The organism is Anabaena sp. CCY 9910 (assembly GCF_963920875.1).
Taxonomy (GTDB): Bacteria; Cyanobacteriota; Cyanobacteriia; order Cyanobacteriales; family Nostocaceae; genus Trichormus; species Trichormus variabilis.
Map to the genome: position 1 here is coordinate 157346 of NZ_CAWUDJ010000006.1, position 17024 is coordinate 174369.

The 17024-nt window shown below is 42.5% G+C and carries 16 protein-coding genes; 9 read left to right on the forward strand and 7 right to left on the reverse strand.

From position 1 onward, the window contains the following. Position 1 precedes the first annotated feature (1 nt). Positions 2–1393, reverse strand: coding sequence for a serine/threonine protein kinase (locus ACM5QX_RS07635; protein WP_414753063.1), 1392 nt, complete (start codon positions 1391–1393; stop codon positions 2–4). Positions 1394–1469: 76 nt separating this feature from the next. Here ACM5QX_RS07635 and cbiT point away from each other — a divergent pair, with 76 nt between their 5' ends. After that, the gene (gene cbiT, locus ACM5QX_RS07640) at positions 1470–2072 is read left to right on the forward strand and encodes a precorrin-6Y C5,15-methyltransferase subunit CbiT (protein WP_414753064.1); all 603 of its coding nucleotides are present in this window, start codon (positions 1470–1472) and stop codon (positions 2070–2072) included. A gap of 187 nt (positions 2073–2259) precedes the next feature. Beyond that, positions 2260–3141: a phosphatidate cytidylyltransferase gene (locus ACM5QX_RS07645; RefSeq protein ID WP_414753065.1), complete on the forward strand. Its 882-nt coding sequence runs from the start codon at positions 2260–2262 to the stop codon at positions 3139–3141. A gap of 72 nt (positions 3142–3213) precedes the next feature. On the opposite strand, the gene ACM5QX_RS07650 is transcribed toward ACM5QX_RS07645, so the two are convergent. Further along, entirely contained in the window at positions 3214–3927 is a 714-nt protein-coding gene (locus tag ACM5QX_RS07650; RefSeq protein ID WP_414753066.1) for a DUF2993 domain-containing protein, read from the reverse strand. A 307-nt stretch (positions 3928–4234) separates the two neighbouring features. Here ACM5QX_RS07650 and ACM5QX_RS07655 point away from each other — a divergent pair, with 307 nt between their 5' ends. Together ACM5QX_RS07655 and ACM5QX_RS07660 are read left to right on the forward strand one after the other, a co-directional pair. Further along, positions 4235–5023, forward strand: coding sequence for a pseudouridine synthase (locus ACM5QX_RS07655; RefSeq protein ID WP_414753067.1), 789 nt, complete (start codon positions 4235–4237; stop codon positions 5021–5023). A gap of 78 nt (positions 5024–5101) precedes the next feature. Next, positions 5102–5902 (forward strand): helix-turn-helix domain-containing protein, encoded by an 801-nt coding sequence (locus ACM5QX_RS07660; protein WP_414753068.1) that lies wholly within the window; start codon positions 5102–5104, stop codon positions 5900–5902. A gap of 228 nt (positions 5903–6130) precedes the next feature. Here the strand turns inward: ACM5QX_RS07660 and malQ are convergent, their stop codons facing one another. Next, complete coding sequence (malQ, locus tag ACM5QX_RS07665; RefSeq protein WP_414753069.1) at positions 6131–7648, reverse strand: 4-alpha-glucanotransferase; 1518 nt, start codon at positions 7646–7648, stop codon at positions 6131–6133. A 187-nt stretch (positions 7649–7835) separates the two neighbouring features. Between malQ and ACM5QX_RS07670 the strand changes: the two genes are divergently transcribed. After that, a complete protein-coding gene (locus ACM5QX_RS07670; protein ID WP_414753103.1) occupies positions 7836–8267 on the forward strand; it encodes an NUDIX domain-containing protein in 432 nt (143 codons plus the stop codon). Between the two features lie 88 nt (positions 8268–8355). Continuing rightward, positions 8356–8754, forward strand: a complete 399-nt coding sequence (locus tag ACM5QX_RS07675) for a RidA family protein (protein ID WP_414753070.1) — start codon at positions 8356–8358, stop codon at positions 8752–8754. A 148-nt stretch (positions 8755–8902) separates the two neighbouring features. On the opposite strand, the gene ACM5QX_RS07680 is transcribed toward ACM5QX_RS07675, so the two are convergent. Then, positions 8903–10312, reverse strand: a complete 1410-nt coding sequence (locus ACM5QX_RS07680; protein WP_414753071.1) for an FAD-dependent oxidoreductase — start codon at positions 10310–10312, stop codon at positions 8903–8905. A gap of 82 nt (positions 10313–10394) precedes the next feature. Beyond that, on the reverse strand, positions 10395–11768 hold the full coding sequence (locus tag ACM5QX_RS07685; protein ID WP_414753104.1) for a cysteine desulfurase-like protein: 1374 nt from the start codon (positions 11766–11768) through the stop codon (positions 10395–10397). 163 nt (positions 11769–11931) lie between these two features. Here ACM5QX_RS07685 and ACM5QX_RS07690 point away from each other — a divergent pair, with 163 nt between their 5' ends. The 3 genes from ACM5QX_RS07690 (at position 11932) to ACM5QX_RS07700 (ending at position 14370) form a co-directional block, all read left to right on the forward strand. Continuing rightward, positions 11932–12984, forward strand: coding sequence for a Rieske 2Fe-2S domain-containing protein (locus tag ACM5QX_RS07690; protein ID WP_414753105.1), 1053 nt, complete (start codon positions 11932–11934; stop codon positions 12982–12984). A 52-nt stretch (positions 12985–13036) separates the two neighbouring features. Continuing rightward, positions 13037–14023 carry a GTP 3',8-cyclase MoaA gene (gene moaA, locus ACM5QX_RS07695; protein WP_414753072.1) on the forward strand — a complete coding sequence of 329 codons (987 nt, stop codon included), beginning with the start codon at positions 13037–13039 and terminating at the stop codon, positions 14021–14023. A gap of 146 nt (positions 14024–14169) precedes the next feature. Then, positions 14170–14370, forward strand: coding sequence for a hypothetical protein (locus ACM5QX_RS07700; RefSeq protein WP_414753073.1), 201 nt, complete (start codon positions 14170–14172; stop codon positions 14368–14370). Positions 14371–14544: 174 nt separating this feature from the next. Here ACM5QX_RS07700 and ACM5QX_RS07705 read toward each other — a convergent pair whose 3' ends face one another. Further along, positions 14545–15735 (reverse strand): DNA double-strand break repair nuclease NurA, encoded by a 1191-nt coding sequence (locus ACM5QX_RS07705; protein ID WP_414753074.1) that lies wholly within the window; start codon positions 15733–15735, stop codon positions 14545–14547. Between the two features lie 106 nt (positions 15736–15841). Then, a complete protein-coding gene (locus tag ACM5QX_RS07710; RefSeq protein ID WP_414753075.1) occupies positions 15842–16627 on the reverse strand; it encodes an HAD family hydrolase in 786 nt (261 codons plus the stop codon). Positions 16628–17024 lie beyond the last annotated feature (397 nt).

Sequence of the window (17024 nt, forward strand, 5' to 3'; positions counted from 1 at the left end):
TTTAATCTCGTTGGATGGGGATATTTAACCAATTGCTTAATTCTTGGGCTAGCCATTCCAGTTCTGTTTCTGATTGAATGGCTGTGTTAGTCCCCAGTTGATATTTCTGCACTCCAGCCCAAATCTCTAATTGTGCTGGTACTTGAGTTTTAGCACCTTCAGAATCTTTTGTTAAATGTCTGGGTATGTAAACTAATTTGGTGATACTTTCTCTTGATGCAGGGCGAGGACGATGAAATTTAAAGCCGAATAACTCATGGGTGAAAGTAATTTGTTCTCTATTCAAGCGTAGCCGATTACGCCCCAATAAACTGAGGAGAAAAGTGGAAGCCATAAAATAGCCAGCACCCCAAAAAGGCAGAGAGAATAAAGCAAAGGGGATGTTGACTGGGAAGGGCGCTGAGAGTGCGCCTATTGTCCAAAATAAGATGAAAGAATTCCAGGCGATCGCAAATAGTCCCATAAATACCATCGATGGCTGAAAACCAACGGGGGGAATCAATATTTCTAGAGAATCTGCATCTTTAGTTAGTTGAATTTTGCTCCACTCTGGTTTACCAATAACTAACTGACTATGAGTGAGAAGATGTGAACTTTCTAATGCTTTGAGCGCTTGCTGTGCTGAACTGAAGCGTCTTTCTACACTGGGTTCAGTCATCGTCTTTAACCAAGACGTTAAACCCGGACTGAGGTTAGCTACTGACTCAAATTGGATACGAAAATCTTTTTGGGGTAAATCTGCTGGGTGAGTACCTGTTACCAAATAAATTAATGTTGCCCCTAAGCTATAAAGGTCAGACGCTGTGACTGTACGTCCACCAAATTGTTCTGGGGGCATATATCCGTAGGTTCCTACTACAGTCCTTGTGCCACCTTCTGTACCCAAAGCCGTCTGTACAGAACCAAAATCTACTAGATACACCTGACCGACATGATTACCAGAACGCTCTCCTAACAAAATATTGCTAGGCTTAATATCACGGTGAATAACAGGCGGATACAACCCATGTAGATATATGAGAATCTCTAAAATTGCTGTGGCTATTTGTTTAATATCAGATTCACTAAAACTACGCCCAGATTGTAAGTATTGCTCTAAAGTTTGGGCTGAGATATAACTCTGTACAAGGGCAAAACCTTTGATGGTAGGGGAATTTACCTCAAAATAGTCCAAATATTGCGGAATATGGGGATGAGACAAAGACTTGAGAGTTTCAGCTTCACGCTCAAACAGCTTGAGATCATCCCACTCAAAGTCACTACTAAAAGCCAGCAGCTTGACAATTACTAATTCACCAGTGACAACATCTTTAGCGAGTAATGTCCGCCGTCCTGCTTTTTTTCCTAATAGCTGTTGAATCTCGTAGCGAGTGTTGAAAATTTCTCCAAGCATAATCATTGCTTATAACGCTACGTTTATAACTTGCCAAATTAAACAAACTAATACCCCTAATATATTGTATTGTTCTATGCCTTCCCAACTTTGGCCTTATGTTACCCCTGGTATCCCCGATGAATTCTTCGAGCATTTGCCGGGAATCCCTCTTACTCAGCGAGAAATTAGGCTGTTGTTAATTTCTCAGCTACGTTTAGAACCTGGCTCGGTTTTATGGGATATTGGGGCAGGGACAGGTACAATTCCTGTCGAAGTGGGGCTACTATGTCCAAAAGGACAGATTATTGCTGTGGAACGAGACGAAGAAGTCGCAAATTTAATTAAACGCAATTGCGATCGCTTTGATGTGAAAAATGTAGAAATAGTGGAAGGTAGCGCCCCCGAATGTCTACATAATATTAAAACGGCTCCTCATCGTGTCTGTATTGAGGGAGGAAGACCGATTCAAGAGATTTTACAAGCAGTCTGGCAATATTTACCATCATCAGGCAGAGTTATCGCCACAGCCGCTAACCTCGAAAGCTTGTATGCTATTTCTCAGAGCTTTTCTCAATTACAAGCGAGAAACATTGAAGTTGTTCAGTCCGCAGTCAATCGCTTAGAAACACGAGGATTTTCTCAAACCTTTGCCGCAGTTGATCCCATTTTTATCCTCAGTGGTGAGAAACTAGACTAGGGACTGGGTACTAGGAAGAGTAGATGAGAATGGAGAGTAGGGGGAAGAAAGCAGGGGAGGCAAGGGGAGAGGAACTTACTCCAAGATTTTCGCCCAGTACCCAATCCCCAGTACCCAATCCCCAGTACCCAATCCCCAGTCCCCAGTCCCCAATCCCCATCCCCAGTACCCAACCCCGAATACTTCTATGCCTTGGTCCCGGATTATTAGTGGAATTGTTGCGATCGCCCTTGCTTTAGTTGCTGTCCTGTTGGGGGGTTGGTATTTCACCATCATGCTGGCGATCGTTGTTTTCTTAGGACAACAGGAATATTTTGATTTAGTTCGCACTAGAGGTATTTTGCCAGCCGCGAAAACCACTTTATTCCTTAGTCAAGTTTTACTAGTTACTTGTACTGTGGACAGCAATTTAGTTGATGCTGTCATGCCTATTGCAGGTACATTTATTTGCTTTTATTTACTATTTCAACCGAAAATGGCCACAATCGCCGATGTTTCGGCATCGATTATGGGGCTTTTTTATGTCGGGTACTTACCGAGTTATTGGGTGCGGTTACGTTCAATTGGTACCACAGCCATCAGTAATTTACCTTTAGGGGGCTACTGGCCAGGAAGTTTGACAGATATTCTGGAAGAAAGAAATTTTGCCTCTCTACCCCAAGGTTTGAAAATCACAGTGCTGACATTTCTGTGCATCTGGGCAGCAGACATTGGTGCATATACTATTGGTAAATTCTTCGGCAAAACTCGTCTGTCTGATATCAGCCCGAAAAAAACAGTGGAAGGTGCGGTTTTTGGGATCAGTGCTAGTTTAGCAGTAGCTCTGGCTGGCGCTTATTACCTTCACTTACCCAAATTTCTTTTGACTGGCACAATTTTAGGCTTACTAATTGGCTTGGCTAGTCTTTTGGGCGATCTTACTGAGTCAATGCTCAAGCGTGATGCTGGTGTCAAGGACTCTGGACAATTGATCCCCGGTCATGGTGGCATCTTAGATCGCACAGATAGTTATATCTTCACTGCCCCTTTGGTTTACTATTTCGTCACGCTCATTTTGCCATTATTTTAGTTAATAGTCAGTTTTCAGTTGTCAGATTCTTCTTTACTTTCCCTGCTCCCCTGCCTCCTCCCGACTCCATCATCACGGATTAACATTAACTCGTCCGCGACAAAGCAACTGTCCAGGGGTAAGCTTCAGTTCTTGGATATCAACATCTGAGCCAAGATCCACATTGAGGGGATCGCTATTTTCTAATAGGGTGACTTGGTTTTGTTGAACTCGGATTTGCGATAACTGCAATTTTTGCCCACTGAGTAAGTCTAAGTGTAAGCAAATTTCCAGGGGTATAGGTTCACTTGCAGATGTTAGGATAGCATTCAGTTTGATCTGCTGATGATCCAGAATAATTTTTTGCCAAAGAATATGCTTGGATTTTGACCAATATTCTGGTAAAAGTTTATCCAGTACATCATTTAAAGCAGTCGATAATAGCCCAGATGAGAGGGAAGTATTCAAATCTGTCTCATCTATGATTAACTCACCACTTACGGGTACTACCTGTAATAATTGCAGGGGTTGACCTTTGAGTACTTGACCGATGTTAATTTGAATATTCTCTGCTGCAAGTTTAATTTGTGTAATATGGAGGTCTTGATAGATGGCATGACTGGCAAATATAGAAACCCAGGGAATGCAACCGGAGAGAAGTTGGCGATCGCTGGCTTTTATTTCTACTTCCAGATCAGAGATTTGACTGACTTGCGATCGCAACCACAATTTTAAAGCTGTGGTCAACACGTTCGTAATAATGCGGATTTTGTTTAAACCTCTTTTTTGGGAATTATTCTCTGGCATTTAACCACTCTATAAATGCGTATTTGCTGGGTAATTAACCGAACTTTAAATAAGCCTTAACTGTAACATCTATGGCTAATATCTACAAAACGCCAAGATTATGATTGTTCTTTAGGCTCTTAAATTATCAACCGTAATTTATCGTAAATTCAAGGGTTTAAAACCCTCATCAAAAACAAGCAGTCTCGGTTGAGTAAAGGACTGTTGTCCGAACTCTAGCTGTTTTGAATTTTGCGGAAAGTGGGCGGTGTCGGTTTCCGTCCCGCCCAACTTTCCAAGACGAATTTTGAATTTTGAATTGTCAAATATGGAGGCTAGGTTACAAAAAGTTCTTGCTCAATGGGGTATCGCCTCTCGTCGGGAGGCAGAAGAAATGATACGGCGATCGCGTGTGCAGATAAATGGCACATTGGCTGAATTAGGTCAAAAAGTTAACCTAGAAAGGGATATAATTACAGTTGATGGCAAGTCAGTATCAGCTCAAAGGCATCACCGTCTAACGTACTTATTATTAAACAAACCCACCGGAGTAGTTTCTACTTGCTACGATCCACAGGGTAGAAAAACTGTGTTAGATTTATTGCCAGAAGAATTACGTAAGGGTTCGGGTCTTCACCCAGTTGGTCGCCTAGACGCATATTCTACAGGAGCATTAATACTGACCAATGATGGAGATTTGACATTTAAGCTGACTCATCCCAGTCATAATATTCCCAAGACTTATCAAATTTTAGTGAAAGGTCATCCCCCAGAAGCAGTGCTAAAAATGTGGCGGGAGGGTGTGCTGTTAGATGGGAGAAAAACCCGCAAAGCCAAGGTAAGCTTGCTAGAAAGTCTGGCAGAAAAAAGTCGTTTAGAAATCGTTTTGCAGGAGGGACGCAATCGCCAAATTCGCCGTGTAGCAGAACAATTAGGGTATCCAGTAATTAAATTACATCGTACGGCGATCGGTTCAATTCAATTACAAACATCAAAACAACCATTATTGCGTGCTGGGAATTACCGCATTCTTCGAGATGACGAGATTCGTAGTTTACAGGAACAGTTAAAACATATTCCTACGCAACGAATCAAAGTTCAAAATCCCCAACCGTAAAGATATTTAGTTATCAACTGTCAACTAACACTCAATCCTATTAAGAGATTCAGCTGAGGTAAGGAGTTTAGATAAGTCATGAAATGGCTAAAAAGAAAGCAAGATGAGCAACCGCAACTTTCCTTAGACCAACAAAGAGCCGACAAACTAGCCGAATTGGGCGCTCAATTATGGGCTTCCCGGCAAGAAAAGGGTTTATCTCTAGAAGAAATGGTCGCCATCACTAGAATCCCTCGGCGATTGTTGCAAGCAATTGAAGAAGGTAATCTCAACGATTTACCAGAACCAATATATATTCAAGGTTTGATCAGACAATTTGCTGATGCACTTGGCTTTAATGGTGTGGAATTCTCCAGCCAATTCCCTGTTGTTTCCGAGCAAAAGAAACTTCAGCCTGTAGGCGAATCCCCATCTATTAGTTTATTACGTCCTATTCATCTTTACTTACTTTACATACTGGTTATCGTCTGCTCTGTTAGTGGCTTGTCGCAATTATTAAATAACGCCGCATTGCGGGCAAACGATAATGAAAATACGCCACAAATTAATAAAGAAACAGTAGCCGATTCCCAACAGAAGTTAATTAAAACTGAACCTGTAAGCGATCGCATCACCAAAGAGAAAAACAATCAATCAGTACAGATTGGTGTCACTCTCAAAGCATCATCATGGATTCGTGTCATAGCTGATGGGAAAACAGAATTTGAAGGAACTTTACCAGAAGGTACTCATCGAGTGTGGAAAGCGCAAGAACAACTAACAGTGAAAACCAATAACGCTGGTGGTGTGCTGATGAGTGTTAATCAGCAAGCAGCCAAAGAAATGGGAGAACTAGGTGAAGAGGAAGAAATTAAGATTGCAGCTCAACCTGAATTGTAGAAAGGGTATAAAGGTATGGGGGTATAGGGGTGTAGGTATTCAATCTACACCCCTACACCCTCAAACCGAATGTCACTAAGAAAACGTGAAACTCATGCTGTAACTGGGTATAGGGGTATAGGGGTCAGAAGAAGAACAGTCTTGATAAGGTATCTTGACTTAATTATTAGTTTTTTCCTCTACACCCTTACACCCGGTCTCAACAAAAATCTGGGTGCGTGAGTCCTATTAGTTTCCCTGCTTACCTTGAGGGGCGCGACCGTAGAGTTTAGTGAGGATTTTTAAGCGATCGCTTAATTCGTCTTTTAATGTGGCGGAATCATAGCGCCACGCCCAATTTCCCTCAGCAATGCTAGGAAAATTCATTCGCGCCTCATTACCCAAGCCCAAAATATCTTGTAAGGGAATAATGGCTTGATTTGCTACAGAACTCAAAGCCAGGCGAATTAAATCCCAGTGGATACCTTCAGGGCTAACAGAACCCAAATAAAGTAATAGATTGTTTTTCTCGTAGTCGTTGGCTGTATTGAACCAACCTACAGTTGTATCATTATCATGAGTTCCCGTATAAACTACAAAATTACGGCTGTAGTTGAAAGGTAAAAATGGATTTCCAGGGTCAGAACCAAAAGCAAACTGCAAAACCTTCATCCCTGGAAATTCGTATTTGTCCCGTAAAGCTTCCACCTCTGGAGTGATTACCCCCAAATCTTCGGCTAAAACAGGCAATTTCCCCAGTTTTTGCTTAATTGCATCGAATAGTTCTTCCCCTGGTGCTGTCACCCATTCACCATTCATAGCTGTTTCCTCACCTTGGGGTACAGTCCAGAAAGCCTCAAACCCTCGAAAATGGTCGATACGTATCACATCAACGTAATCCAGCATTGCCTCAAAACGCTGTACCCACCATTTAAAATCTTGTTTTTGCAATTCCTCCCAGTTGTAAACCGGATTGCCCCACAACTGACCAGTAGCACTAAAATAATCTGGTGGGACACCCGCCATCAGTGCAACTTCCCCCGTTTCTTCGTCAAGGCAAAATATATCGGGATTTGCCCAGACATCAGCACTATCGTGGGCTACGTAAATCGGGATATCACCAATAATTTCGATCCCCTTCATATTGGCGTAACTCTTCAATTCTGACCACTGACGGAAAAATTCGTACTGAATGAACTTGTAATAAAAAATCTCATCCGTCAATTGACGCTGTACCTTCTCCAATACATCTGCTTCTCGCTTTGCTAGTGCTGGTTCCCAAGTGTGCCAACTAGAGCTATTATTAGTATCCTTCAGCGCCATGAATAAAGCATAATCATCTAGCCAATAGCCTTTAGTTTCGCAAAACCCCGCGAACCCCTTTTGTTGCAAGGGTGATGCTTTAGTCTTGAAATTTTCACAAGCTTTTTTGAGGAGTTGAATCTTGATTGGTGCAGCCTGCTCAAAATCTACTTTTTCATTAGGAAAATTTGGGAGATTGGCAAAATCTTCGTCAGACAGCAAACCTTCATCTAGTAATTTTTCTGGGCTAATCAGCAGATGATTCCCCGCCAAAGCTGAGTACGACATATAAGGAGAATTACCGTATCCAGTGGGGCCTAAGGGTAAGACTTGCCAATATTGTTGATAGCTTTTTTCCAGAAAATCAATAAATTTGTAAGCTTCTAAACCTAAATCTCCAATGCCAAATCGGCTAGGAAACGAGGTAGGATGCAGTAGAACACCGCTTGATCTAATAAAAGGCATATTTTACTTCAAATACAGGAGGGAGCGATCGCCTACGGTGGCCGTAGCCAACCGCATCGAATTTATCACGCTAACGCCACCTTGGAAAGCTATCTGTAGATAGGAGAGTGGGGGAAACTAATGAGTAATAACAATTCTACAGACGTGATTAATCGCGTTTTTGACAACTGACTATTGACTATTGAAAATGACTTATAGAAATCCTACACCTACGGTTGATATCATCATTGAGTTGGTGGATAGACCACATAGACCGATAGTATTAATTGAGCGACATAATCAGCCTTTGGGGTGGGCGCTTCCTGGGGGTTTTGTGGATTATGGGGAAGCGGTGGAAGTGGCGGCGCGAAGGGAAGCGGAAGAAGAAACGGGTTTACAGGTAGAGTTAGTTGAACAGTTGCTAGTGTATTCTGATCCCAGTCGTGATCCGCGTCAGCATACGATTAGTATTGTATTTTTGGCAACAGCAACGGGAGAACCAAAAGCCGGAGACGATGCTAAGAGTGTAGGCGTTTTTGAGTCTTGGCTTGTACCTAGTAATTTATGTTTTGACCACGATCGCATTTTGCACGATTATTGGCGTTATCGGCATTATGGGATTCGTCCCAGGTTGGGCTAAACAAAGCGAAATTTGTCTGCAACCAATCGTCAAAAGCTGACACTGGGACTTGCTCCCAAATTCCCAAACTTAAGGCGTAATAATATCTATGGCTCATCAAGTTATCCGTACAGATAAAGCACCTGCTCCAGTGGGGCCTTATAATCAAGCGATCGCCGCTTCTGGTAAATTACTCTTCTTAGCTGGACAAATTGCCCTTGATCCCAATACTGGTACAGTTGTGGGTGAGGGAGATGTAAAACAGCAAACAGAACAAGTATTCGCTAATATCCAAGCAATCTTACAAGCTGCTGGGATTAAATTTTCTAATGTGGTCAAGACAACTGTATTCCTAGCAGATATGAATGATTTTGCTGCGGTGAATGTAGTTTATGCCAAGTATTTTGAGGAAAACACCGCGCCGGCGCGTGCTTGTGTAGAGGTGTCACGCTTGCCAAAAGATGTATTGGTAGAAATTGAGTGTATTGCTGTGATTCCTGAAAGATAATTCAAAAATCCCCGATTTTCCAAAAAATCGGGGATTTCAATCTTTGTTCTAATTTGAGTTATGCTTTTGGTGAGCGATCTTCATACCCTTATAGAACAACAGAAAAGGTAGGGCGGATCATACTCATGCTCAATAAATGGTTGATTCTTTAAGAAACCATTTCTGGTGTGTCAAAAATTTTAACTTGGTTTTTTGGTCTAAATAAAACTTGTGCCAAAACGCTTGGATGGAAAAATGCGGTTGGCGGCTTGAGAAAATGTATAACTTCTATGAAAACTTGGTAAACTTGGGGATTCTCACTCGCATTCTGCATGACTTGATCAAGATACCAGTGCATCAAGCGGGTGATTAAATCTGGTTTTCCTCCTTCAGTAGTTGACCAGCGAAAATCATCGCTAGTTGCCATCATCCAAGGAACTTCGTTGACTTTAGCTAACTGCTTTTGGAAGCGCCGCGCCAAGCCTGTTAAATTTTTATGAGAACGCCATTGATTTTGTTGCCCAAGGCATTTATCCAAAGTTAAAGCACCTATAGTAGCAACGGTCATACCTTGACCATAGACAGGATTAAAGGCGCAGACAGCATCACCCAAAACGACAAAATTTTCTGGTAACTTGGTTAGTTGTTCATAGTGACACCAGCGATTTTCTGTACGCTGATAGCCATAAATCGGCGATATGGGCTGACCATGTTTAATAGCTTCGTAAACTACTGGACTAACTAGGCTTTGAGTAAATTCTAAAAAACCAGTTTCATCAGTAGGTGGGTAGTCTCGACCTACGCCTATGAGAGAGACCATCCAGCGATCGCCCTCGACTTGATAGAGTGTAGCACCCCTACTATGATTAGGAGCTTGAGGCATGAGATACAAGGCTTTACAGTTTACAGCATCACTGCTCAATGACTCATATAAACGCGTAGCATACCCTAAAAAGGAATTAATCACCGTTTCTTTGGGCTTTTCATAACCCAAACTTTGCAACCATTCTGGTGTTTTAGAACTACGCCCTGAAGCATCTATTACTAATTGAGCCTGTAACTCTGCTTTAGAGCCGCTAGCATCCTTAATTTGCACTCCAGTGACAGCAGTATTATTCACATTACCCAATAAACTTGTAACTTGAGTTTTTTCGAGAAATTTTACAGAGTCATTATGAGTTAGACGTTGACGAAGCACACTTTCTAGAAGATTGCGACTGCAAGCACGGGTTGTAATCCCAGAAGGAAAACGAGGACTCCAACCACCCAATAACAGCAACGGACAATCTGCTGTCCAATCCGTTAAAGGTGATCCTTTGTCTGCTAATTCGGCTTTCAAACCCGGAAATAGCTGTTCTAAAATGAGTTGCCCTTGGGTTAGTAGAACATGGCTTTGATAGGATTGGGGTACACCTTGACGAGCTGCTGGTTTTTCAGGATAGCGATCGCGTTCAATAACTGTTACTTGGTCAAAATGTTTGGTTAATACCTGTGCTGTTACCAAACCAGCAATACCGCTACCAATGACAATGGCATGAGTTTGATTATTTTCAATCTTATCTATGTTGGATACATTCATAAAATCGATTTTTTCACAAGTAATCTTACAATTACCTACTACCGATTAGCAATTACCAACCCCATAAATAAATAACAAGTATTCAAAGCGATATGGCACTGCCAATTTCTTTTAAAGCTTGGAGTAATTGTATAATTTCCTCCACCGAATTGTAGTGTACTAAACCCAGGCGCAATAAGCCGCCATTGCTTTCTACACCTAGTTTCTCAGTCAGATTCAAGGCATAAAAGTTACCATGCCAGGAGAAAATACCGCGATCGCCTAATGCCCTCGCAACACTTTCTGGGCTTTTACCTTGGAGTCGAATTGCTACTGTTGGTGTCCGCCAAGCAAAACGTTCTGGATCTGTGATGCCATATATAGTTAAGCCAGGAATTTCTAGCAAGCCGGAAATTAGCTTATGGCTCAATTCTCTTTCGTATTGCTGAATGGCTGACATGGCTGCAACTAAAGCTGCCCGACGACTGTGATAAGCTGATACCAATGTGGATGATGGTTGTTCTGGTGAAGTTAGAAACCGGGGACAGTGGAAATGTTCCAAACCTTCCTTATCAGCCTCAATCAACGCCGAGACTAACTCTTGGTTAATGGTCGGGGACACATGACAACCTAATTTTGCCAAATAGTTAATAGCCGCGACTAAACCCGCTAATCCTTCATAATTCAGGGTTCCGGTTTCCCAACGGGATGGGACTTCATTGGGGGCTGGTTTAACTTTATAAGGTTGCAGATTTGTAAGATGTTCCCGCTTACCATACAAAATCCCAACGTGGGGCGCGAAGAATTTGTATGCAGAACAGGCGAGGAAATCACACCCCAAAGCATGAACATTTATCATCCCATGAGGGGCATAATGAACTGCATCAACAAACACCAAAGCGCCTACAGCATGGGCTAATTTGACAATAGCGGCGATATCGTTAATTGTCCCCACCGCATTGGAAGCATAAGTGACGGCTACTAACTTGGTGCGGGAATTGATTTGTTGCTCCAAATCATTTATATCTAAGGTGCAATCATCAACTTTGACATCGACATAACGAATCACTGCACCTTGTTCTGCCAACGCTTCCCAAGAGGAAACGTTAGCCGAATGGTCAAGCCGTGTCACAATAATTTCATCCCCTGGTTGCAGCGTCCGTCCAATAGCGCGACTCAAAGTAAAGGTGAGCGTCGTCATATTAGCACCGAAAACCACCTCATCACTGTGACAACCCAAAAAATCAGCGATCGCCGTTCTCGCTGCAATAATTAAAGCATCTGTCCGCGCACTGGTAGCAAAAGCCCCGTGAGCATTAGCATTTGACCTAACTAAATAGTCACTGATAGCATCTAAAACAGATCCAGGTACTTGTGTACCACCGGGGCCGTCAAAAAATATAGCTGGTTGTCCGTTAATTTTTTGTGTAAGCGCCGGAAACTGCCCACGTATCCATTTCAAGTCTAAAGCTTCCATGTCAGACTCCTTAGGTGATGGTGTTGACATACACCTTAGCTTAGTTGTGGGGGTGTAGGGGTGTAAGGGTATAGGGGTGTAGGGGAGGTAACTAATGACTAATGATTGTACAGACGCGATTAATCGCGTCTCTGACAACCGACAAATTTCAAAAAGGATATTTATGTCTTCTCTGTCCGAAACTGTGTCTATTCATGATGTCCGTCAATTGGGTATTAACCTGAATCACTGGTATGTAGTTGCACGTAGTCAGGAAGTCACAAATAAACCTTTGGGAGTGACACTTTGGCATCAGGCGATCGCACTTTATCGAGACAGTGCAGGACAAATTCACGCCCTAGAAGACCGTTGCCCACATCGCCAAGTTAAACTTAGTCACGGTCAAGTTATCGGCAATGAATTGGAATGTGCTTATCATGGTTGGCGCTTGAATCATCATGGTGAATGTGCAACCGTGCCATACTTAGCAGAGAATCAAAAAATCCCTAATTGCAAAATTCGCCCTTACCCAGTCAAAGAACAAGACGGTTTTATTTGGTTATTCCCCGGTGATGGAGAACCATCTATAGAACCAATGGGTTTACCAGAGTGGGATCATTTAAATTACATTGCTAGTGTTGCCATTATTAATTGTCAGGCACATTATTCTTATTTAATTGAAAATCTGATGGATATGTATCATGGACATTTACATCAGGATTTACAAGCTTGGGCGCAAGCAGAATTACAAGATATTGAGGAAACAGATGAACGTGTAGTTGCTCATTATCAAGCCCAAAGTTATTACAAAATAGATAAAATCTGGTCTATCTCCCAATTATTTTTCCCAGCTTTGCGCCGCTTACATCCTGAACCCCTTGATGTGAGTTACATTTATCCCCACTGGATGTCTACATTGGGTAAAGACTTTAAAATTTACTGTTTATTGTGTCCAGTAAATGAGACACAAACAAAAGCTTATTTAATCCATTTCACATCTTTAAACGCTTTTTGGCGCTTGCATAAATTACCTGTACGGTTTCGCCGCTTTGTCAAAGATAGTTTGTTTGGTGCAGCCCAAAAATTCCTCGATGGTTTAGTGATTAAAGATGTACAGATGATTGAAGAAGAACAGCAGTCTTATTTACAAAATCCCCAAAGGCGCAATTATGAGTTAAATCGCGCTTTAGTCAGCGTACAAAGATTGATGAAGAATCAAGTAGAGAAATTGAGGTGAAGTTTCAAGCAGGGATCTATAACGATCGCACACAATAGAAAATAAAACCCAGATGAACCAGGTAGACTACCTCCGCATTAGCTTAATAGATCGCTGCAATTTCCGTTGTCAGTACTGTATGCCAGAGGGGTCAGAGTTAGACTATATCCTCAAGCAACAATTATTAACTGATGAGGAACTGCTCACTTTAGTTCAAGAAGTATTTATTCCTGTAGGTTTTAGACAATTTCGCTTAACTGGGGGAGAACCTTTATTACGCCCCCGTGTTGTGGATTTGGTCGGGGCGATCGCATCTTTACCCCAAACCCAAGACCTCTCCATGACGACTAACGGCTTTTTACTCGCACCCATCGCCCAAAATCTCTACGATGCTGGTTTACGGCGCATCAATATCAGCTTAGATTCCCTCGATCCCCATATATTTGACCAGATTATCGGCAGTCATGGACGTTCTCGCTGGCAACAAGTTTGGGATGGTATTCAAGCTGCCCATCGTGTAGGCTTCGATCCATTGAAACTAAATGTAGTGGTAATTCCTGGTGTCAACGACCACGAAATTCTCGATTTAGCCGCCTTAACAATTGATAAACAATGGCACGTCCGGTTTATTGAATTTATGCCCATTGGTAACGGAGAATTATTTGGCGATCGCGGTTGGGTATCTTCCGCCGAATTACGCCAACAAATCCGCGATCGCTGGGGCTTGACAGAAGCTCAAGTTCGTGGTTCTGGCCCGGCAGATGTCTTCCAAATCCCTGGTGCGAAAGGCACACTAGGATTTATCAGCCAGATGTCAGAGTGTTTTTGCGATCGTTGTAACCGGATGCGTCTGAGTGCCGATGGCTGGTTACGCCCTTGCTTATTAAACGAAACAGGTCAACTCGATCTAAAAACATCTCTACGCTCTGGTGTGAGTATCCCCCAGTTACGAGAACAGGTGAGACAGTTATTAGCAATCAAGCCAGAAATTAACTATAAAGGGCGTGACTCTGGGACAACAGGAGTATACAGCCGCACAATGTCACAAATCGGAGGTTAGTCAGTTATCAGTTTTCTGTCGCCCTTCCCGTAGGTGAGCCTCCGTTGGAGACTCAGGTTAACTAGGTAATTAGTTCTATAGCTTTGACTTGGTTTGGGTGGGGTGAATTGGATAAGTTGATGGCAGTTTAAATCAAGGAAAGCCAAATGTCTCAATTTAGACTTCACTTTACAACCAACCCTGCTGACAACACACCTGTTGCTGTTCTCACAGAAGACAGACAAGTTATAGGAACAACTTCTTATGTGTACACTAACGGTCTACTGCTTATTTTTTGGGCTGCTAAAGTTATTTCCGATATTAAAGGTGTCGAATTTAGCAATTACAGCATAAGTATGGGTAGATAATTAGGCTAGGCAAGTAGAGTAATACAATGTATTGCTCTACAATGCCTGCATTTTCACGGGATGCGAAAAAAGGGAGTTGCTTTGCGTGAATTATCTGTGGACTAATTAAATAAAAAATAAACTTATGATTTTAGATATTGTCATGTTAAGTGTGAGTTATCAGTTTCCATAACCCTACGCAATACTGCCTCGCTTCCTTGCTTCTTTGTAAGAAGTCCCGACATTTTTTAAGCCAGCTTTAATCATTTGTTTTTCCAGTAGGGCAAAGAAACGGGTTTTATCACCACCCCTGACTACTGCTTGATTATGCGCTTCGGCGATCGCCACTGGATAACCATATCCTTTCTGCACCTGTGCCAACATTAGCCCTAAAGCTTGGTCAAACATCTCTGTATCTTCAGCTACCCATGCAGGTACTTCTATCCGCGCAATTTCTGTACCAACATGGACGTAGCAAAAGTATATAGCTTGGTCTTCATAAAGGTCTAAAATCCGGGCATTACTCCGCCACAATGGCCCCCGTTGTCCGGGTTGTAATTGAGTTGTCCACAATGCCGTATCCCGCAAAGGGTCAAATACCTTGCATGGGACTTTTTCTAGTTGATTCGGGCAGTAACTAGCGCAATCAGGCACAGGATGAGGACAGGCAATCAAACGTAAAAAATTCACCGCTTCCACATTACGAGAGGCGCTAACATAACCCATCAAAGGAATTTTGGCAGCACGCATTTGCTGCCAAGCTTCCAATATGGGGGGTAAAATGCAGTTACGTGCATCTACGGGTAACTGTTCCAAAAACCAGTAAATTAAGGAACCGTCAACCATTGCCAGAGTAGGGGGAGATGAAGAAGCTTCTACATCATGGACACTACAAGCCAACTCAGCTAAAACGATCGCCTCGCTAGCAGTGCGCCGGAAACTCATCCATTCTTCAGTTCTAATTCCCCACTGACGAGACGCATATAAATCTTCTGGACGGTAAAACACCTCTGGCAAACTATCCAATATAGGGTAGCGATTTTGTCCGTAGTGTAAAACTACCCTACCGATATTTAACAGATAACAATAAGCAATTTCGTGGTGACTGGGGGCAATTTGCGAACCATCAGTAGCAATGACAGAATGCACCTTGGGAGGCGTGGGAATATCTAAGCAAGAGTTAAGAGGCTCCAGGGGGGTAGCATTAGCAAAGAGAATGCGATCGCGCCACTTTTCCTGACGTTCAATTAAATCTTGTTGACAATCAAAAGCCTTTTTCAGATTTTGTTGCGCCAATTCTAAACGCTGGCGACTAGCCACAGCCTCTAGAGATAGATGCTGACTTAAACCCTGCATTTGTCGCGCCAATTTCGTCAGGTCAAGCATATTTTAGTCAGTGGTCAGTTGTCGGTTGTCAGAGACGCGATTAATCGCGTCTGTACAGCTGCTAGTTATTCTTCTTTGCACCCTTATACCCCTATACCCTATACCCCTATACCCACCCAGGAAAATCTTTAGCAAACTGAGACAGGGATAATAATTGAATTCGCGGATCGCTTTGGGCGGCTTTTCTCTCTGATTGGGTATTATAGCCCCAGTCTGCCAAGAAAAGCTTGACATCTTCAAGGTCTGACTGCTGTTGAACTAATTGCAATGTTTTGATTCTGTCTTCTACAAACCATAAACTCACAGGTTTATGATCTGCTGCTTGAATTAACTCACGGAGAATTTCATACTTAGGGCGCTTGACTTCTTTACCAAAAATTGCATCTCGTGGTAAATCTACTCCTTCCTGATGCAACAACTGCTCTACAAAGCGTCCTTCTTTGGTAGTGACTATATATAGTTTGACTTCACTGGCAACGGTGATTTTCAGTTTTTCAATTACACCCTGATAAAATCTATGCAGACTCAGCCAACCATCTAAATCATTAGCAATCCACTGATCACGCAAGGCATCTAATTTCGTCGCAATTTCTTTTGCTTGTAGCTTGTCATCTAACAAAATCTTGGGAGTAATGCTTGTCCATTCCTGAAGAATCTGGTCATCAGAATTTCCATCTACCAAAGCTTTGATTAAAACAGGCATTTCCCAGCCTGTTTCGATTACAGGCCGGAGTCGATAGAACCTCAAAGCCAAATCATCTGGTGGCGTGTCGTCAGCAGGCGACCAAAGTTGACAGTAGGTACGCCAAGCTACTTCAAAGTATTCGATTAGTCCGTCGCAAATTACCCCATCAAAATCCAGGGCTAAAATTGTAGGATTACTTGCGGTCATTTTTCAGAAAATAAATACTGCTTTTGCCAGCTTAACTGATTCAGTATTGGTTTTTTGTAATCACAGAAGCGATTAGGTGTAGGGGTATGAGGGTGTAGGGGTTTAGGGGCATGAGGGAGATGTACAGCGATAGACCTATAGGTGTTGAACACCCTTGCACTCTGCCATAACTGAGAGTTAAGAGTTATGTTGTTGCATAAGCCCTAAATATTTCCTCTACCCCTACACCCTTACACCCTTACACCCCTAAACCCCCACACCCCTAAAAGATTGAGTTCCCCACCTTAGCACTGTTGTAAAATAGACAATAGATGGATTCGGGGGGCCAGTAAACTGGTCGAAACGCCTATAGAAACTATTTTCGGTAATCTTCAGGGTTTAAAGTCCAGTCAGCTGA